Origin of the sequence: Maricaulis alexandrii, assembly GCF_005871165.1 — a bacterium.
GTDB lineage: Bacteria > Pseudomonadota > Alphaproteobacteria > Caulobacterales > Maricaulaceae > Maricaulis > Maricaulis alexandrii.
In genome coordinates this window covers 312,727-328,917 of the sequence record NZ_SWKP01000008.1, presented here as the reverse complement: position 1 = coordinate 328,917, position 16,191 = coordinate 312,727, and the positions used below count along the sequence as shown (strand labels likewise).

Here is a 16,191-nt window from a genome sequence, read left to right as displayed (position 1 = left end):
GTCAGCGACCCCAGCTTTCGGGCAGGACAAAGGCGCGGCGCTCGCCGCCATCACCCAGGCGATTGGCGATCTCGCTGTCGGGCACGGTGACGCGTCCGGTGTTCACGGCGTCGGCCATGTGCCTCAGGACAACGCCCGGGTCCGGATCGGTTTGCGAATAGTCGCGCCGCAGGAAATAGCTGTGCCCCAGGGGCTCATAGCCATTGTTGAAGTCGGAGCAGTCCGCGGCGAAGACATTCCGGGCCACGGCATTCATGTCTTCCGGACCGTTGTGGCCCAGCCGGCGTGACGCGATTGCATTGGCGACATTGGCGGCCTTGGAGGAGCGTAGGGCCAGATCGTCGGAGGCATGGTAGACAATGACGTTGCGGGCGGAGTCCGAGACCAGCCGGCCCGGCTTTTCGCGCTCCATGCTTTCATTGACGATGTCCGGTGCGACCATGAAGACATTGCGGAACAGGTGGGGTGTCCCGCCATTCTTCTCGGCCCAGTCCCGCAGTCCGTAGACCAGGACGCGATTGCCCATGGAATGGGCGAGAATATTGATGCGGCGGTCGCAATTATTGATCGCGGGATCCTGGCGGCCGGCCTCACGCCATTTCACGAAGAAATTCAGGAAACGGCTATAGGCCGCTGCCGAGTGCTTGGCGCTGTCCTGGTCGTCCCAGTATTCCAGGACCGCTCCGGCCGAGGGCCAGATAAACGGAACGACCAGACTGGCTGCCGGCGTATCCGTGCCCAATTGCTGATCGAGCGCCGCCTGCAGGCGGCTGGCCGATTTAAGGGCGTCGTCCATGGAGACGTTGAAGCCGTGGACAAACAGGAAAATGTTGCGGCGTGGCTGATCGCGCAATTCCTTGAAGAACAGGTTCGAACCCAGGAATTCATGCGTATCGCCGCCGGTGAAGCGACAGGCGAAAAACTCGACTTCCGGTGACCGGTTCCCGGTGTCGAAACGGATTTTCGACCCGGCCTTGCGGCCCCCATTTCCCTTGCGGCGGCGATTGGTGACAAACAGCATTGGACCCTCCCGTGTCAGGAGAGAAAGATATCACGAAAAAGCTGGGGTTGTGCATAAGTCCGAAAGACGGGACGGGGGCTTTCATCTCGGGCCGTGAGTGTTATGTCCGCATCGATCAGAAGGAGAATCCCATGCAGAAGATCGGAGCCGCGGCCGCCCTGGACGTTCTGTCAGGCTGGTCAGCCGTCGATGGACGTGACGCGATTTTCAAGAGCTTCCAGTTCGATGATTTCAATCAGGCTTGGGGATTCATGTCCCGGGTCGCCCTGAAGGCGGAGACGAGCGATCACCATCCGGAATGGTTCAATGTCTACAATCGCGTGGATGTGACGCTGGCCACGCATGATGCCGACGGTGTGACGCAGAAGGATGTCGACCTGGCCCAATTCATGGACAGCCTGGCCGGCTAGCGGCCTCAATCACCGTGGATGATGATCATGCCGATCAGGATCTGTGCACCTTCCTGGCCCAGAGTCATGTCGGTGGCTTCCTGCAGGACTTCGGCAATCCGGTCAGCATCAGGGATGTCGCCATAGCGGTAATTGACGCCGGCATAGACGCTCAGTGCGGTCACCCAGGCATTGCGCAGGCGGGGCATGTAGCGTTCCACGCGGCGACGCAGCTGGGCGTCCGGAACTTCCAGCCCCGCTTCGATTTGCAGCAAGCCGCGGGCGCGATGATTGGCCTGGACCGTCGCGGTCAGGGCTGCAAGGGGCACGTAGGACGGGGAATTGGTCAGCGTCCGGTGGCGGCTTTCATCATTGGATGATTGGGCCGGCGCACGTTTGGCATAGTCACCCGCAAGGGCCGGGCCCGACAGGGCCAGACTGATGGCAATGGCAGTGCCGCGAAGGAAAGGACTTGGACGCATCATGGTGTCCAGCCTAGCGCAAGCGGGTAAAGGAAGCGTTGGCGTCAGTCGCGGTTGAGAACGCGATAGTGTCCGCCCCATTCATCTGAGAGCCGGGCATGATCGGCTTGGGTGATGGGCCGGAGGGCACAATGGACCACCCGCTCACCCCGGTCGGTCTGGATCGGCGTATGCGTGGAGTGCCAGTAATAGACCGTATCACCGACCCAGGTGTCCCAGAGCGTCTCGATCGCCTCGACCTGTCCGTCAAAAATCCCGCTATCCTGCAGGCGCTGGATCAGTTCGGCCCCGCGGGGACTGACTTCCGGACGGATAGGGTCGCCTTCCTCATCCGGTTGGAACAGCGGATGCTCCCGCATGCCCGCGCTGAGTGTGTCATAGCAGATTTCGCCGGAATCCGGCCGGATCAGGCAGGCGATATGCGGGTTCTGGCGGACCGAGGCCTCGATACTGGCGAGTACGCCGCGGCTGCGGGGCGCATCCCTGAAATGCCGGATCCGGTCTGCCAGTTCGTCCTGGGGATCAATCTGGCCGGCTTCGATCCGGGATATGTGCGGCTGGGTCGTTCCCAGGAGTTCGGCCAGTCCCCGTTGGGTGAGACCGGCCCGCGAGCGCAGGGCGCGGAGTTCAAAGGGCCAGTTCACAGTCCGCTCCAGACTGATGGTTCGGTTTTCTCATCATGCGCCCCCGAATCTGATGATTTCTTTGTTCGAAATTAAAACCATTCTGGCCTTCTGGCGAATATCATTGTAGCGGGTGATGCAGCCATGAAGTGATCGGGGGTTGTGGCGTGAAGCGGGTCTTGCTGGTTGAAGATGATGCGGCCGATGTGGAGCTCGTAACCGAGGCCATGGAACGCCATGCCGCGCTCATCCGGCTGGAGCATGCGGCGTCAGGCGAGGCGGCCTGGAGGCTTTTGCGGGACAGGGCGCTTCAGGGGGCGGGCAAACTGCCTGCCTGCATTCTCCTGGACATGGTGATGGGCGCGCAGGATGGTGTCTGGCTGCTGGGGCGGATGAGGCAGTTTGCCCGTCTGCGGGATGTTCCCGTGATCGTCCTGTCCCAGCGTGCGGATGCCGTGGCCCGGGCCCGGGAGTTTCCGAATGTTGTCGGCGCCATGGAAAAGCCGGCTGAGGATCATGAGCGCCGGAGGCTCGTTAACGCCGTCTTGAGGTTGGCCGGAGGTATGGGCGTTTCGGCCTGACGGAATTGATTCCTGAAATTCCAGATGCTTGGCGGTTCCTGGAAGTCGCGGCACCGGGTTCGCCTTGACTCTTCCAGACTCTGGAACAAAAACAGAACAATGATGTCTTCTCCGGTTTCCCTGCCGCCCGGTCCGGCCGTGACGATGCCCTTTCCCTACGGTCTGGGGCAATCCGGCCTGCACGAGTTGTCGGAGGCCCGCTATGGCGACTTTCCGGCCCTGACCGGTCTGGCCCTGGCGGCTTTGCGGGATGCCGGGCGTTCCGGCGTGTGCCTGTGGGTGAGCCAACGGAGTCTGGCGGGTGAGCATGGGCGGGTGAGCGGGCGTGGACTGGTATGTGCGGGGCTTGATCCCGGATCCCTTGTCCTCGTCGAGGCGCCCTCCCGCATGGAGGCTTTGCGCGCGATCGAGGAAGGCGCGCGGGATGCCGGTCTGGCGGCGGTCGTGGCCGAGCTGGACGACATGGATTTCACGGCGGCCCGGCGTCTGGTTCTGGCAAGCCAGACCAGTCGGACACCGGTCATCCTCCTCTTTCCCCATACGCGGTCGGGGGTGACGGCCGCACACGGGCGCTGGCGCGTTTCGGCGCGCCGGTCCGTTCCCGATCAAGCGGATCCACGTGCCCCGGGGCGGCCGGCCTGGCGTGTGGAATTGGAGAAGTCCCGCCTGCAGCCGGGCGAGGCGGGACGGATATTCGATCTGGAGTTCCGTGATGAGGCGCCATGTTTGCGTCTGGTTTCCGGACTGGCCGCTCGACCGTCTGCGCCGCAGCCGCGACCGGTTCCAGCCTTCCGGTCCGCCCTCCATCACCCGCGCTGGCGACGCGCCGGCTGAGCCGCAAGCCTTTGTCCTGACAGAGGTTGGCCGGCATGGCCTTCGCGTTATCGCCGCCAATGCGGCGGCGCGGGAGCAGGGCGTGGACGTTGGTCTGCGCTTTGCCGATGCCCGGGCCCGGGCTCCGGGCCTGGTGGCCGAACCCGTGGATCGTCAGGCGGATGCCCGGGCGCTCAAGGCGCTGGCGCTGTGGATGGAGCGCTGGTCGCCCAGTATTGCCCTGGCCGAAGAGGACAGTGTCCTGATCGATGCGAGTGGCGCGGCGCATCTGTTTGGCGGAGAAGCGGAAATGCTGGCTGACATGGCCGGGCGTCTGGAGCAGGGCGGACTGTCCTGCCGGCTGGGTCTGGCCCCGACGCCGGGGGCGGCCTGGGCGCTGGCGCATGAGGGGGCGGACCGGACCTGCCTGGGCGAGAAGGACTTGCGCGACGGGTTGGACAAACTGCCCATGGCCGGTCTGCGCCTGTCAGAGGAAACCCTTGTTCTGCTTCGGCGTTTCGGCCTGACCCGGATCGGTCAGCTGTATGATATCGACCGCCGCGCCCTGGCCCGCCGCTTCCATTCCAAGGCGGCGGTGGAGGCTGTTCTGGTGCGGCTGGACCAGGCTTTGGGGCTGCGGCAGGAGCCGGTTGAGCCGATCCGGGCGAAACCGGACCATTCCGTGCGCCTGCCCTGTGTGGAAGCCCTGCTCCACCTGGACGGTGTGCGGGCCGGTCTGGAGCGTATGGCTCCGGAATTGTGCGAGCATTTACAGGAACATGGAGAGGGGGCTCGGCGATTTCGTCTGGCGGCTTTCCGGTCCGACCAGAGCGTTGCGCAAGTGATGGTCGGCGCGGCGCGCCCGGTGAATGATCCGGCGCATATCCTGCGTCTCTTCCGGGACCGGCTGGAGCGGATAGATCCCGGATTTGGCATTGAACTTCTGGAGCTTGAGGCGGCCGGAACGGGGATAGTCCGGCCCGTGCCGCGGGGATTCGGCGGGGATTTCGAGGGCGATGAGCCGGACCTGGATGCGCTCTCGGTCCTGGCCGACCGGATCACGGCCCGGATCGGGGACAGGCGGGTCAAAATCCTCCGTCCCCTGGCCAGTCATTGGCCGGAGCGGTCGGAGTCTCTGGACGTCTATGAGGGGGAGCTGCCGGTGTGGGACAGTCACCCGGCGACCGGGCAGGCCGAACGCCCCATCCGCCTTTTTGATCGTCCTGAAAGTCTTCAGGTTATCGCCGAGGTGCCACACGGCCCGCCCCTGCGCTTCGTGTGGCGCAGACAGGTCCACCAGGTGCAGTGGGCCGAGGGCCCGGAACGCCTGTCGCCGGAATGGTGGCGGCCGGTGACGGGGCCGGCGCGTGCGCGGGATTACTACCGGGTCGAGGATGAGGATGGGCGGCGTTTCTGGGTGTTCCGGGAGGGTCTCTACGGCGATGGACGGGGCGGTCCACCCGCCTGGTTTATCCACGGGCTGTTCGCATGACCGGATATGCCGAACTCATCGCCATGACGAATTTCTCCTTCCTGCGCGGGGCCTCCCATGCGGAAGAGATGGTGGCCGCCGCAAAAGCCTTGGGCCTCAAGGCCTTGGGCGTGTGTGACCTGAACACGCTGGCGGGTGTGGTGCGGGCCCATCTGGCCGCAAAGGAGCAGGATTTCCCGCTTCTGGTCGGGGCCCGATTGCGCCCGGTGAAAGGGCCGGACCTGGTCTGTTATCCCACGGACCGGGCGGCGTATGGGCGGCTGTCGACGCTGATTTCCCGGGGCAAAATGGGGGAGACGGTCGCGAAAGGGGAGTGCCGGATCACGATCGAAGATATCCTCGCCCATGCGGAGGGGCAGATTTTCATCGCTTGTCCCCCCTCCGAACCGGACCCGGACTTCGAACCGCTCCTGCATCGCCTGCGGACTTATTGGGGGGACAGGCTCTACCTGGCCGCCTGCCATCACATGCGCGGCGGTGACCGGGCCAGGCTGGGTGAACTGGCCGCCCTGTCGGACCGGACCGGCGTGCCCCTGGTGGCGACCCAGGACGCGCTCTATCACACGCCGGCCCGGCGCCCGCTTCAGGACGTGCTGACCTGTATCCGGGAAGGCTGCACGGTGGAGACGGCGGGCTTCCGCCTGGAGGCGAATGCCGAGCGCCATCTCAAATCCCCGTCGGACATGGCGCACCTGTTCGACGGGTATGAAACCGCCCTGGCCCGAAGCCTGGAGATCGCGGCGCGCTGCCGCTTCAGCCTGGACGAGCTCTCCTATGTCTATCCCGACGAACCGGTCCCGGCCGGCAGTACGCCGCAGCAGCATCTTGTCCGTCTGACATGGGAGGGGGCGGCCCGGCGCTATCCGGACGGAATTCCGCCCAAGGTCTCCCAGCTCATCCTGCGCGAGCTCGCCCTGATCGAGGCGCTCGACTATCCGGCCTATTTCCTCACCGTGCATGACATTGTCGCCTGGGCGCGCGAGCAGGGCATTCTGTGCCAGGGGCGGGGGTCGGCGGCGAATTCGGCGGTCTGCTATTGCCTGGGCATCACCAGTGTCGATCCGGCCAGTTCCAGCCTCCTCTTTGCCCGCTTCCTGTCCAAGGAGCGCCGCGAACCGCCGGACATTGATGTCGATTTCGAACATGAGCGGCGCGAGGAGGTGATCCAGTATGTCTATCGCCGCTATGGCCGACACCGGGCCGCGCTGACGGCGACCGTGATCTGCTACCGGCCGCGCTCGGCCCTGCGTGAAGTGTGCAAGGCGCTGGGCCTGTCGGAAGATATCGCGACCGCCCTGAGCGGCACGGTCTGGGGCAGTTGGGGCAGCCAGGTGAAGGCGGAGCATATCCGCGCGACCGGCCTGGACCCGGACAAGCCGGTCCTGCGACAGGCCCTGATCCTGGCGGGGCAATTGATCGGTTTTCCCCGCCACCTCTCCCAGCATGTGGGCGGGTTCGTGCTGACCCGGGGGCCGCTGATCGAGACCGTGCCGATCGGCAATGCCGCGATGGAGGACCGAACCTTCATCGAATGGGACAAGGACGATATCGACGCGCTGGGCATCATGAAGGTGGATGTGCTGGCGCTGGGCATGCTCAGCTGCATCCGCAAGGCCTTCGCCATGCTGGCCCTCTATCGCGGCGAGGACTGGGATCTGGCGACCGTCCCGGAGGGGGATGAGGCGGTCTATGACATGTTGTGCAAGGCGGACAGTCTGGGCGTGTTCCAGGTGGAAAGCCGGGCCCAGATGACCATGCTGCCCCGGCTGAAGCCGCGCTGCTTCTATGATCTGGTGATCGAGGTGGCGATTGTCCGGCCCGGCCCGATCCAGGGGGATATGGTCCATCCCTATCTGCGCCGTCGGAAAGGCCTGGAACCGGTGCGCTTCCCCAGTCCGGACCCGTCCTGCGGTCCGCCGGACGAATTGGAGCAGATCCTGCGCCGGACGCTGGGTGTGCCGCTCTTCCAGGAACAGGCGATGCAGATCGCGATCGATGCCGCCAAGTTCGCGCCGGACGAAGCCAATGGTTTGCGCCGGGCCATGGCCACCTTCCGCAAGATGGGCACGATTACCGAGTACCAGAACAAGATGGTGGGCGGCATGGTGGCGCGCGGTTATGCGCCGGATTTCGCCGAGGCCTGTTTCAACCAGATCAAGGGGTTCGGCGAGTACGGCTTCCCGGAAAGCCATGCCGCCAGTTTCGCCCTCCTGGTCTATGTCTCCTCCTGGCTGAAATGCCATTACCCGGACGTGTTCGCGGCGGCCCTGCTGAACTCGCAGCCCATGGGCTTCTATGCCCCGGCCCAGATCGTCCGCGATGCGCGCGAGCACGGGGTGGAGCTGCGCGGCGTGGACGTGAATTATTCCGACTGGGACTGCACGCTGGAACCGGCAGAGGACGGGGCGTTCGCCCTGCGCCTGGGCTTCCGCATGATTGACGGCATGCGCCAGGAGGATGCGGACCGGCTGATGGCGGCGCGCCAGGCCGGCTATGTCGACCCGGACAGTCTGCGGCGCCGGGCCGGGCTGGGCCGGGGCGCCATGGAGCGTCTGGCCGCCGCGGACAGTTTCCGCTCCATGCAGCTGGACCGGAGGGCCGCGCTCTGGTCGGTGCGGGGTGGTTCGCGGGACAAGGGGTTGCCGCTTTTTGATGCCGCGGAGGTGAGTTCCTTCGGGGATGAGGGGCGGACCGGCCTGCCCGACATGCCCCTGTCGGAACATGTGCTGCAGGACTATCAGACCACCGGCCTGTCCCTGAAATCCCACCCGATGAACTTCCTGCGCGAGCGCTATGCCGGCATGGGTCTGGTGACCACGAAAGAGGCCAATGCACGCGGCAATGGGCGCTGGGTGACAACGGCCGGCGTTGTCCTGGTGCGGCAGAGACCGGGTACGGCCAGCGGGGTGGTTTTCGTGACGATCGAGGATGAAACGGGCGTGGCCAATCTGGTGGTCTGGCCCCGCGTGTTCGAACGCTTCCGGCCCGTGGTGATGGGGGCGCGCCTCCTGGCGGTCAGTGGCCGGGTGCAGGAGGCGGACGGGGTGGTCCATATTGTCTGTGAAAGCCTGGTCGACCGGACCGATGATCTCTCCCTCCTGTCCGAGGATGTCCAGCGCGATGTCCTCGATGGCGTGGCCAGCCGCGGCGATGAGGTCAAACGCCCCGTATCCCGCGATCCCAGGGGCCGGACCCATCCCCGGAATGTCCGGGTTATCCCCAAAAGCCGGGACTTTCATTGAGGGCACCCGGAGGCGTGAAGCGGTCGCGCATTTTAATGAAAAAAGGGGGCGCAAACAGGGTCGGGAAGGGGGTGGAACGGGTCTGGAATGGGGGCGGTATGGGATCAGAGCGGGTTCAGAGTGGGATCAGGATGGTATCGGATTAGTATCAGGATGGGGTCACGGGTGCGCAAACCTCTTCGAAGGTCGGACTTGCACGAAAATGGGTCCCGGCTCTGCGCCCCGCTTTCGCGGGGCATTCGGCCGGGATGACAAAGGTGGTGGATTGGGAGCCAATTTAGCTCCACCCGATCCACCAACGCCGTCATCCCCCGGCTTGTCCGGGGGACCTCTCCTATCCTGTCGACAGGTGAGCTCAGGTCCCCCGGATGCCCTTCGGGCACCGTGGGATGACGTGCGAAATTGGAAGGTATGGAAGAGCTTTCTTCCCCATATCATGGGGAGGAAAGCGCCGAGCTCCTCGAACCCGGAGGGTTCGCAAGCGCGACGGCGCGTCGGCCCCTGATGGACCGCCCCATCGGAGGCGTCCGCGCAGCGGACTGCCGTGAGATCAAAGAATAAGGGCGAAGGGTGGTGGAGCCGAGGGGAATCGAACCCCTGACCTCGTCATTGCGAACGACGCGCTCTCCCAACTGAGCTACGGCCCCGTCACCTTGATTTTGCGAAATACGAGCCTCTTGCTGTGCAGTCAAGCATGCGCTTCTGGACGATGCAGGCCATGGCAGGCTAGAAGCGAAGGCAACACACAAATGGCGAGGACACAAAGCCCATGTCACCGATTGACGGCCTGATCATCTACATCATTCATCCCCTGCTCCAGCTCCTGTGGATCGTGGTGCTCGTGGGTGTGATCCTGAGCTGGTTGATCAGCTTCAATGTGGTGAATACGCACAACCAGTTCGTCTCCATGTTGTGGCGGATCACCTCGGCCATCACCGAACCGCTTCTGGCGCCGATCCGCCGCGTGCTTCCGCCGCTGGGCGGAATGGATTTCTCGCCCATCATCCTTTTGCTCCTGATCGGCTTTGTTCAGGGCTATATCCTGCCGGAGCTGATGCGCATCTTCTGATCCGGTGCGCTATCGTCAGGACAAGGACGGGCTGACCTTCCAGGTCCGCCTGACGCCGAATGCCTCGAAGGACGTCATCGAGGCCTGGCGGGCCGCGTCGGATGGCAGTGTGCACCTGGCGGTGAGGGTTCGGGCCGTTCCGGAGAAGGGCAAGGCGAATGCGGCGCTGGTGGCGCTGCTGGCCAAGCAGTTGGGCCTTCCCAAACGCGATCTGGATGTTATACGCGGCGCGACATCCCGTCTGAAAACCGTGCGCATTGCTGTCGAGGGGGCGGCCCTCCAGCCTGTCACGGCCTTGCTGGAGGGTTTTGCGGATGAGTGCTCAACTGATTGATGGCAAGGCGGTCGCCGCCGAGATTGATGCCCGGGCCGGTGAAGTCGGGGCTGAACTGGCCAAGCAGATCGGACGGGCGCCCTGTCTCGCCGTGGTGCTGATCGGCGATGACCCGGCCAGCGATGTCTATGTCCGCAACAAGGTGAAACGCACCGAGGCGGCGGGCCTCAAATCCATCGAATTCCGCAAGCCGGCCGAGACCACCGAAGCCGAGGCGATCGAGATTGTGCGCCAGCTCAATGCCGATGACATGGTGGACGGGATCCTGGTCCAGATGCCGCTGCCGGATCATATCGATGCCAACCGTGTGATCGGCGAGATCGACCCGGACAAGGATGTCGACGGGCTGACCGATGTCAGTGCCGGCCGGATCGTGCTGGGCAAGCCGGGCCTGCGTCCGTGCACACCGGCAGGCTGTGTCCTGCTGGCCGAGCGCGCGCTGGGGGATATCTCCGGCAAGAATGTCGTGGTGATCGGCCGCTCCATCCTGGTTGGCAAGCCGGCGGCGCTCTTGTTCCTGGAAAAGAATGCCACCGTGACCGTCGCGCACTCGCGCACCAAGGACCTGCCAGCCCTCTGCCGCACAGCCGACATTCTGGTGCCGGCGGTGGGGCGTCCGGAAATGGTCAAGGGCGACTGGGTGAAGCCGGGCGCCTGCGTGCTGGATGTCGGCATCAACCGGATCGACGCGCCGGAACGGGGCGAAGGCAAGACTCGCCTCGTGGGGGATGCGGCCTTTGACGAGATTGTCGGCCATGCCGGCTGGATTACACCGGTTCCCGGCGGAATCGGCCCGATGACCATTGCCATGCTGTTGCGAAACACCGTAATTGCGGCCGCAACCCGGAGTGGCAAGGCTCTGCCTGCAGATTTTTGAGTCAATTGCTCCGGGACTCGTATACGGTTCGGTAAGGCAACCGATATAGGATGCCGAATTGGGAGGGATCAATGTCAGGCCAAGCGCTCAGTGTTCTGCACGTCGAAGATGATTTTGCCGACGCCATGCTGGTCCAGCATGCCGTCTGCGAAGCGGGCGATCTGGACATCGAGTTTGAAGTGGCGCGCACGCTCAAGGATGCCAAGCGCTGTCTTGAACGCAAAAGCTATGACCTGATCCTGCTGGATCTGCGCCTGCCCGATTCCATCCATCCGACCGACACGCTGGAAACCACACGGGCCCATGCCGGGGATACGCCGGTCATGATCCTGTCGGGCTCCATCGCCGTGGATGAATCGAAAATCCCGGAAGACGTGTCGCGCCTGGACAAGAATGCCAGCTTCCGCTCGCACTCCGGGGACATGCCCGTGCATCTGGCGCATTTGATCCGCGATGCCGCCGAGCACGCGGATGTGCAGACGATCTGACCGGAATTTCTGCCTGAAATCTGAAACCTGACCCGTGATGCGCTTGCCGGACCGGTACGCGCCGCTAAGCTGGCGTGGACGGTTTTCAGGAGAGCAAGATGAGCCAGGCAGACGTGATCGACTACAAGATCGGTGGCGAAGACATCCAGTATGTCGAAGTGGAGCTGGATCCGGGGGAGAGTGTCGTCTCCGAGGCCGGCGCCATGATGTACAAATCCCCGTCGGTGACGATGGAGGCGGTCTTTGGTGACGGCTCCAAGCAGAATTCCGGTGTCTGGGGCGCGCTGGCCGGCGCCGGCAAGCGGCTGCTGACCGGGGAAAGCCTGTTCATGACGGTCTTCACCCATCAGGGGCAGGGCAAGGCCCATGCGGCCTTTGCCGCGCCGTTCCCGGGCACGATCATCCCGGTCCATCTGCCTGATCTGGGCGGCGAGCTGATCTGCCAGAAGGACAGTTTCCTGGCGGCGGCCAAGGGCGTGTCGATCGGCATTGCGCTGCAAAAGCGGATCATGACCGGCCTGTTCGGCGGTGAAGGCTTCATCATGCAGCGCCTGCAGGGCACGGGCTGGTGCTTCGTCCATGCCGGCGGAACGCTGATCAAGAAGGATCTCGCGCCCGGTGAGGAAATCCACATCGATACCGGCTGTGTCGTCGCCTACACGCCGGATGTGGAGTTCGAGATCGAGCGCGCCGGCAATATCAAATCGATGATCTTCGGCGGCGAGGGCGTCTTCTTTGCGCGTCTGCGCGGCCCGGGTCAGGTCTGGATCCAGTCCATGCCCTTCTCGCGCCTGGCCGGCCGCATCCTGGCCAATGTCCCGGTCGCCGGATCGGGCCAGGGCGAAGGCTCCGTCCTGGGCCCGCTCGGCTCGATCATGCGGGGGAATTAGGTCCGCCCTTCAAGCTCGGTGCTGCAAACCCCCTCTCCCACGGGGAGAGGGTGGCGCGCATGCGCCGGGAGAGGGGGAAATCCCGGTGTTTGGGGATAATCGCGAAGACCTCGCCGTTCCCCCTCATCCGCCGCTTCGCGGCACCTTCTCCCCAGGGAGAAGGAGGGAGTGTCGCCCTGACTCAAAACCCACCGGATGCATGATTTATGTAGTTGACAGTCATTCGCATTTGCGGGAAAGATTTTGTCATCACTCACAGATGGCGTCCCGCCCATGTATGTCTGCATCTGCAACGCGCTGCGCGAAAAAGAGCTTCAGGCTGCTGCCGCTGACCCGGCTGTGAAGGGCGTGTCCTGTGTGTTCAAGCGCTGCTCGACCAAGCCGCAATGCGGACGCTGCCTGCCGGATGTGGCCGACATGATCGCCGCCACCCGTCTGGGTCCGGACGACATGGCGGCGGCCGCCGAATAGGTCAGCCGGCCAGGCGCGCGCCCCTGTCGCGAAAGACACCCATTTTCACTTGCAAAGATAGACGTTGGCGCATGCGCACTTTTGCGTAGAGTGGCGACCATTCGACGCAGCAAGAAGGAATGCCGTCATGAAGGGTGATGCCAAGGTCATTGAGTATCTCAACCAGGCCCTGAAGCTCGAACTGGCGGCGGTGAACCAGTATTTCCTGCATGCCCGCATGTTCAAGGATTGGGGTTTCGCCAAGATCGCCAAGGTCGAATACGAGGAATCCATCGACGAGATGAAGCATGCCGATCTGCTGATCGAGCGGATTCTCTTCCTGGAGGGCCTGCCCAATGTCCAGGACCTGGCCAAGATCTATATCGGCGAGACCCTCAAGGAATGCCTGGAAGCCGATCTGAAGATCGAAAAGCGGGCGCATCCCTTCTATGTCGAGGCCATCGCCTATTGCGAAGAGGTCAAGGACTACGTCTCGCGCAAAATGCTCGTCGATATCCTTGAGAGCGAGGAAGAGCACACCGATTATCTGGAGACCCAGCTCGGCCTGATCGAGAAGATCGGGGAAGAGCGCTACATGCAGTCCCAGATGAGCCCGGGTGAGGACTGACACCCCGCATTGATTGGCATTGCCGGCGGCTTGTGACTAATCTGGTGAAATCCTTTGATTTCACCCGGATTGCCTCATGATGCGCCGTTCTCTCCTCTTGCTTGTGCCGGCTTTCGCCCTGGGCGCCGTGCCGGCGCTGGCCCAGCCCCCCATCGTGCAGCCCGGTGCGCCGGGACAGTCCTCGCGCATCCTGACCCCGGACGAATCCACCGCGCTGGCCGCCGTGCCCTACACGGCGGATGATGCGGAATTCATGCAGCACATGATCGTCCACCATAATCAGGCGGTCGACATGGTCGCGATGATCGCCGAGCGGACCGATAACCGGGCCGTGACACTGATGGGCGACCGGATTGCCCGGTCCCAGAGTGACGAAATGGCGATGATGCGCCGCTGGCTCCGGGAACGCGGCGAATCCACCGAAATGGTCATGGATCACACGACCATGCCGGGCCATGACGTCCATACGCAGATGGCGCACTCGCAGGCAGCCGCCCATGGCGGCCATCACCCCGCCAACGCGCCCTCGGACATCCCGCTGATGGCCGGCATGCTGTCGCCGGCACAGATGGTGGAATTGTCCATGGCCGAGGGCGATGAATTCGACCGGCTCTTCCTGACCGGCATGATCCACCATCACCAGGGCGCCATCGACATGGTGGAGGCCCTGCTGGCCACGCCGGGCAATGGCGAAGACCCGGAATTGTCGCAATTCCTGACAGATGTGATGGCCGACCAATCATCCGAAATCGCGCGCATGCGCTCCATTCTTGCCGGCCTCTGACAGGCCTTATCGCTGGGGGAAATCATGAAACACGCTCTGACACATCTGGCCGGGGTCAGCCTTCTGGCGCTGACCATGGCCGCCTGCTCCGCCCCGTCCGACGAGGACAGCCAGGCCTATGTCCTGCCGGAGACGGACCCGGCGCCCAGCCGCGCCGGACTGGCCGCCGGTGTCATGGACGCGGAGAGCGTGTCCTGGAATGTGAACCTGATCGCCAATGTGCCGCCGCCGCCGGGCTTCTTTGACGAAGAGACGATGTTCTTCGTTCCGGCTGAATGGATCGATCCGCCGGAAGAGGACGAGGACGCCGCCGACGGCGATGATGCCGAGGAGGCTCCGGACGATGGTGCGGACGCAGACGAGGCTGCAGAGAACGAAACCACCGAAAGCGCTGAAACTGCTGAAACCGCTGACGGCGAAACCGCTGACGCCGAAACCGGTGAAGACGATGCCGATGCGGGGCCGCAGATCCGGCCGCTCGCCTTTGCCAATACCGATCTGGCCTTCTCCGGCGACCGGGTCGTGATGGGCAATTTCCACGGCTTCAACATCTATGACGCGGCGGTGCCGACCGATCCGGAATTGCTGGTCTCAGTGGCCTGTCCGGGTGGCCAGGGCGATGTGTCCATCCACGGCAATCTTCTCTTCCACTCGGTGGAACAGGGCCGGGCGCGGCTGGATTGCGGCGCCGGCGGGGTCGAGGAGGACAGCAGCGAGGAGCGTTTCCTCGGCGTGCGGATCTTTGACATTTCCGACATTACCGCGCCGGTCCAGGTCGCGGCCGTCCAGACCTGCCGCGGCTCCCACACCCACACCCTGGTTCCGGATCCCACCGACCCGGACACGCTCTATGTCTATGTCCAGGGCACGAGCGGTGTGCGTCCGGAAAGTGAGCTCGCCGGATGCGTGGGCGGTGAGCCGGACGAGAATCCGGACACGGCCCTCTACTCGATCGACATTATCGAAGTGCCGCTGGATGCGCCGGAGACGGCCGCGGTCGTGAACCGGCCGCATATTTTCGCGGACCCGGAAACTGGTGCGATCGCGGGCCTCTGGGCCGGCGGCGCGATCGAGGAGGGCGCCCAGGAGGCCTCGTCCACCGTGGCCTGTCACGATATTACGGTTTATCCCGAAATGAATCTGGCGGCCGGCGCCTGTGGTGGCAATGGCATCCTTCTGGACATTTCCGACCCGGTGAATCCGCAGCGGATTTCCGACCTGTTCGATCCGAACATGGCCTATTGGCACTCCGCCACCTTCACCAATGAAGCCGATGCCGTCCTGTTCACCGATGAGTGGGGTGGCGGTCTGATGCCGCGTTGCCGTGAAGAGGATCCGGAAAACTGGGGTGCCAATATCGTCGCCACGATCGGCGAGGACGGCACGCTGGAACGCCGCGGCTTCTTCAAGATCCCGCCGGAACAGACGAGTGTCGAGAACTGCGTCGCCCATAACGGCTCGCTGATCCCGGTCCCGGGGCGCGATATCATGGTGCAGGGCTGGTATTCCGGCGGCCTGTCGATCACCGATTTCACCGATCCGGACAATATTGTCGAGATTGCCTTCTTTGACCGGGGGCCGGTGAGTGAGGAAAACCTCTTCCTGGCCGGCTATTGGGCCGCCTATTGGCACAATGGCTATATCTGGGCGCCGGAGATCGTCCGCGGTCTGGATGTACTGGAGCTGGTGCCGAACGGTCTGCTGACCGAAAACGAGATCGCGGCAGCCAATCTGATCCGCTTCGACGAAGCCAATACCCAGACCCAGCTGCATTTCGACTGGCCGGCCGAGCCGGTCGTGGCGCTGGCCTATCTGGACCAGCTGACCCGCACCGAGGCCCTGGCGGCCGACCGTTTGGGGCAGGCGCGTGATCTGGTGAATGCCTGGTCAGCGGGCGAGGCCGAAACCGATGATCTCGTCCTGATGGGCACGCATTTCCAGGAACTGGCGGGTGAGGCCGAGGGCGCAGATGCCGAACGCATGCAAGCGCTCGGCGATCTGCTGGTCTCGCTGGGCTGACCCGGACGC

General features: G+C 63.9%; 17 protein-coding genes and 1 tRNA gene. 14 read left to right on the top strand and 4 right to left on the bottom strand.

Annotation, left to right across the window (positions count from 1 at the left end):
- Position 1: 1 nt before the first annotated feature.
- The gene (locus tag FCS99_RS12630) at positions 2–1,021 is read right to left on the bottom strand and encodes an alpha/beta hydrolase (RefSeq protein ID WP_138513091.1); all 1,020 of its coding nucleotides are present in this window, start codon (positions 1,019–1,021) and stop codon (positions 2–4) included.
- Positions 1,022–1,152: 131 nt separating this feature from the next.
- Here FCS99_RS12630 and FCS99_RS12625 point away from each other — a divergent pair, with 131 nt between their 5' ends.
- Positions 1,153–1,431, top strand: a complete 279-nt coding sequence (locus FCS99_RS12625) for a 4a-hydroxytetrahydrobiopterin dehydratase (protein ID WP_138513089.1) — start codon at positions 1,153–1,155, stop codon at positions 1,429–1,431.
- Between the two features lie 5 nt (positions 1,432–1,436).
- On the opposite strand, the gene FCS99_RS12620 is transcribed toward FCS99_RS12625, so the two are convergent.
- Together FCS99_RS12620 and FCS99_RS12615 are read right to left on the bottom strand one after the other, a co-directional pair.
- Complete coding sequence (locus tag FCS99_RS12620) at positions 1,437–1,895, bottom strand: flagellar basal body-associated FliL family protein (RefSeq protein ID WP_138513087.1); 459 nt, start codon at positions 1,893–1,895, stop codon at positions 1,437–1,439.
- A gap of 41 nt (positions 1,896–1,936) precedes the next feature.
- Positions 1,937–2,536 (bottom strand): helix-turn-helix transcriptional regulator, encoded by a 600-nt coding sequence (locus tag FCS99_RS12615; RefSeq protein ID WP_233352810.1) that lies wholly within the window; start codon positions 2,534–2,536, stop codon positions 1,937–1,939.
- Between the two features lie 146 nt (positions 2,537–2,682).
- Here FCS99_RS12615 and FCS99_RS12610 point away from each other — a divergent pair, with 146 nt between their 5' ends.
- The 4 genes from FCS99_RS12610 (at position 2,683) to FCS99_RS12600 (ending at position 8,643) form a co-directional block, all read left to right on the top strand.
- The gene (locus tag FCS99_RS12610; protein ID WP_171036366.1) at positions 2,683–3,096 is read left to right on the top strand and encodes a response regulator; all 414 of its coding nucleotides are present in this window, start codon (positions 2,683–2,685) and stop codon (positions 3,094–3,096) included.
- A 102-nt stretch (positions 3,097–3,198) separates the two neighbouring features.
- Positions 3,199–3,930 (top strand): ImuA family protein, encoded by a 732-nt coding sequence (locus FCS99_RS16295; RefSeq protein WP_233352808.1) that lies wholly within the window; start codon positions 3,199–3,201, stop codon positions 3,928–3,930.
- Positions 3,857–5,401 carry a Y-family DNA polymerase gene (locus tag FCS99_RS12605; RefSeq protein ID WP_267899624.1) on the top strand — a complete coding sequence of 515 codons (1,545 nt, stop codon included), beginning with the start codon at positions 3,857–3,859 and terminating at the stop codon, positions 5,399–5,401. The genes FCS99_RS16295 and FCS99_RS12605 overlap by 74 nt, the downstream gene beginning before the upstream one ends.
- On the top strand, positions 5,398–8,643 hold the full coding sequence (locus tag FCS99_RS12600; RefSeq protein ID WP_138513079.1) for an error-prone DNA polymerase: 3,246 nt from the start codon (positions 5,398–5,400) through the stop codon (positions 8,641–8,643). The genes FCS99_RS12605 and FCS99_RS12600 overlap by 4 nt, the downstream gene beginning before the upstream one ends.
- A gap of 571 nt (positions 8,644–9,214) precedes the next feature.
- Here FCS99_RS12600 and FCS99_RS12595 read toward each other — a convergent pair.
- Positions 9,215–9,290, bottom strand: a tRNA-Ala gene (locus FCS99_RS12595).
- A 122-nt stretch (positions 9,291–9,412) separates the two neighbouring features.
- On the opposite strand from FCS99_RS12595, the gene FCS99_RS12590 reads away from it, so the two are divergent.
- From FCS99_RS12590 to FCS99_RS12550, 9 genes are all read left to right on the top strand, one after another.
- Entirely contained in the window at positions 9,413–9,712 is a 300-nt protein-coding gene (locus tag FCS99_RS12590) for a YggT family protein (RefSeq protein WP_138513077.1), read from the top strand.
- 4 nt (positions 9,713–9,716) lie between these two features.
- Positions 9,717–10,046 carry a DUF167 family protein gene (locus tag FCS99_RS12585; protein WP_138513075.1) on the top strand — a complete coding sequence of 110 codons (330 nt, stop codon included), beginning with the start codon at positions 9,717–9,719 and terminating at the stop codon, positions 10,044–10,046.
- Positions 10,027–10,923 (top strand): bifunctional methylenetetrahydrofolate dehydrogenase/methenyltetrahydrofolate cyclohydrolase FolD, encoded by an 897-nt coding sequence (gene folD / locus FCS99_RS12580; protein WP_138513073.1) that lies wholly within the window; start codon positions 10,027–10,029, stop codon positions 10,921–10,923. Before FCS99_RS12585 ends, folD begins: the two co-directional genes overlap by 20 nt.
- 71 nt (positions 10,924–10,994) lie before the next feature.
- The gene (locus FCS99_RS12575; protein ID WP_171036365.1) at positions 10,995–11,411 is read left to right on the top strand and encodes a response regulator; all 417 of its coding nucleotides are present in this window, start codon (positions 10,995–10,997) and stop codon (positions 11,409–11,411) included.
- Positions 11,412–11,509: 98 nt separating this feature from the next.
- Positions 11,510–12,301 (top strand): TIGR00266 family protein, encoded by a 792-nt coding sequence (locus FCS99_RS12570; protein ID WP_138513069.1) that lies wholly within the window; start codon positions 11,510–11,512, stop codon positions 12,299–12,301.
- 243 nt (positions 12,302–12,544) lie between these two features.
- Positions 12,545–12,772, top strand: a complete 228-nt coding sequence (locus FCS99_RS12565; RefSeq protein ID WP_233352807.1) for a (2Fe-2S)-binding protein — start codon at positions 12,545–12,547, stop codon at positions 12,770–12,772.
- Positions 12,773–12,899: 127 nt separating this feature from the next.
- The gene (gene bfr, locus FCS99_RS12560; RefSeq protein WP_138513067.1) at positions 12,900–13,379 is read left to right on the top strand and encodes a bacterioferritin; all 480 of its coding nucleotides are present in this window, start codon (positions 12,900–12,902) and stop codon (positions 13,377–13,379) included.
- Between the two features lie 76 nt (positions 13,380–13,455).
- Positions 13,456–14,163 carry a DUF305 domain-containing protein gene (locus FCS99_RS12555; protein ID WP_138513065.1) on the top strand — a complete coding sequence of 236 codons (708 nt, stop codon included), beginning with the start codon at positions 13,456–13,458 and terminating at the stop codon, positions 14,161–14,163.
- A 24-nt stretch (positions 14,164–14,187) separates the two neighbouring features.
- Positions 14,188–16,182, top strand: coding sequence for an LVIVD repeat-containing protein (locus FCS99_RS12550; RefSeq protein WP_138513063.1), 1,995 nt, complete (start codon positions 14,188–14,190; stop codon positions 16,180–16,182).
- Positions 16,183–16,191: the final 9 nt, after the last annotated feature.

What these genes read in the sequence shown, in the direction of transcription:
- FCS99_RS12570 (WP_138513069.1), top strand. Translation starts at nt 11,510, where the DNA reads ATGAGCCAGGCAGACGTGATCGACTACAAGATCGGTGGCGAAGACATC.
- FCS99_RS16295 (WP_233352808.1), top strand. Translation starts at nt 3,199, where the DNA reads ATGTCTTCTCCGGTTTCCCTGCCGCCCGGTCCGGCCGTGACGATGCCC.
- FCS99_RS12575 (WP_171036365.1), top strand. Translation starts at nt 10,995, where the DNA reads ATGTCAGGCCAAGCGCTCAGTGTTCTGCACGTCGAAGATGATTTTGCC.
- FCS99_RS12600 (WP_138513079.1), top strand. Translation starts at nt 5,398, where the DNA reads ATGACCGGATATGCCGAACTCATCGCCATGACGAATTTCTCCTTCCTG.
- FCS99_RS12620 (WP_138513087.1), bottom strand. Translation starts at nt 1,895, where the DNA reads ATGATGCGTCCAAGTCCTTTCCTTCGCGGCACTGCCATTGCCATCAGT.
- FCS99_RS12630 (WP_138513091.1), bottom strand. Translation starts at nt 1,021, where the DNA reads ATGCTGTTTGTCACCAATCGCCGCCGCAAGGGAAATGGGGGCCGCAAG.
- FCS99_RS12625 (WP_138513089.1), top strand. Translation starts at nt 1,153, where the DNA reads ATGCAGAAGATCGGAGCCGCGGCCGCCCTGGACGTTCTGTCAGGCTGG.
- bfr (WP_138513067.1), top strand. Translation starts at nt 12,900, where the DNA reads ATGAAGGGTGATGCCAAGGTCATTGAGTATCTCAACCAGGCCCTGAAG.
- folD (WP_138513073.1), top strand. Translation starts at nt 10,027, where the DNA reads ATGAGTGCTCAACTGATTGATGGCAAGGCGGTCGCCGCCGAGATTGAT.
- FCS99_RS12590 (WP_138513077.1), top strand. Translation starts at nt 9,413, where the DNA reads ATGTCACCGATTGACGGCCTGATCATCTACATCATTCATCCCCTGCTC.
- FCS99_RS12555 (WP_138513065.1), top strand. Translation starts at nt 13,456, where the DNA reads ATGATGCGCCGTTCTCTCCTCTTGCTTGTGCCGGCTTTCGCCCTGGGC.
- FCS99_RS12550 (WP_138513063.1), top strand. Translation starts at nt 14,188, where the DNA reads ATGAAACACGCTCTGACACATCTGGCCGGGGTCAGCCTTCTGGCGCTG.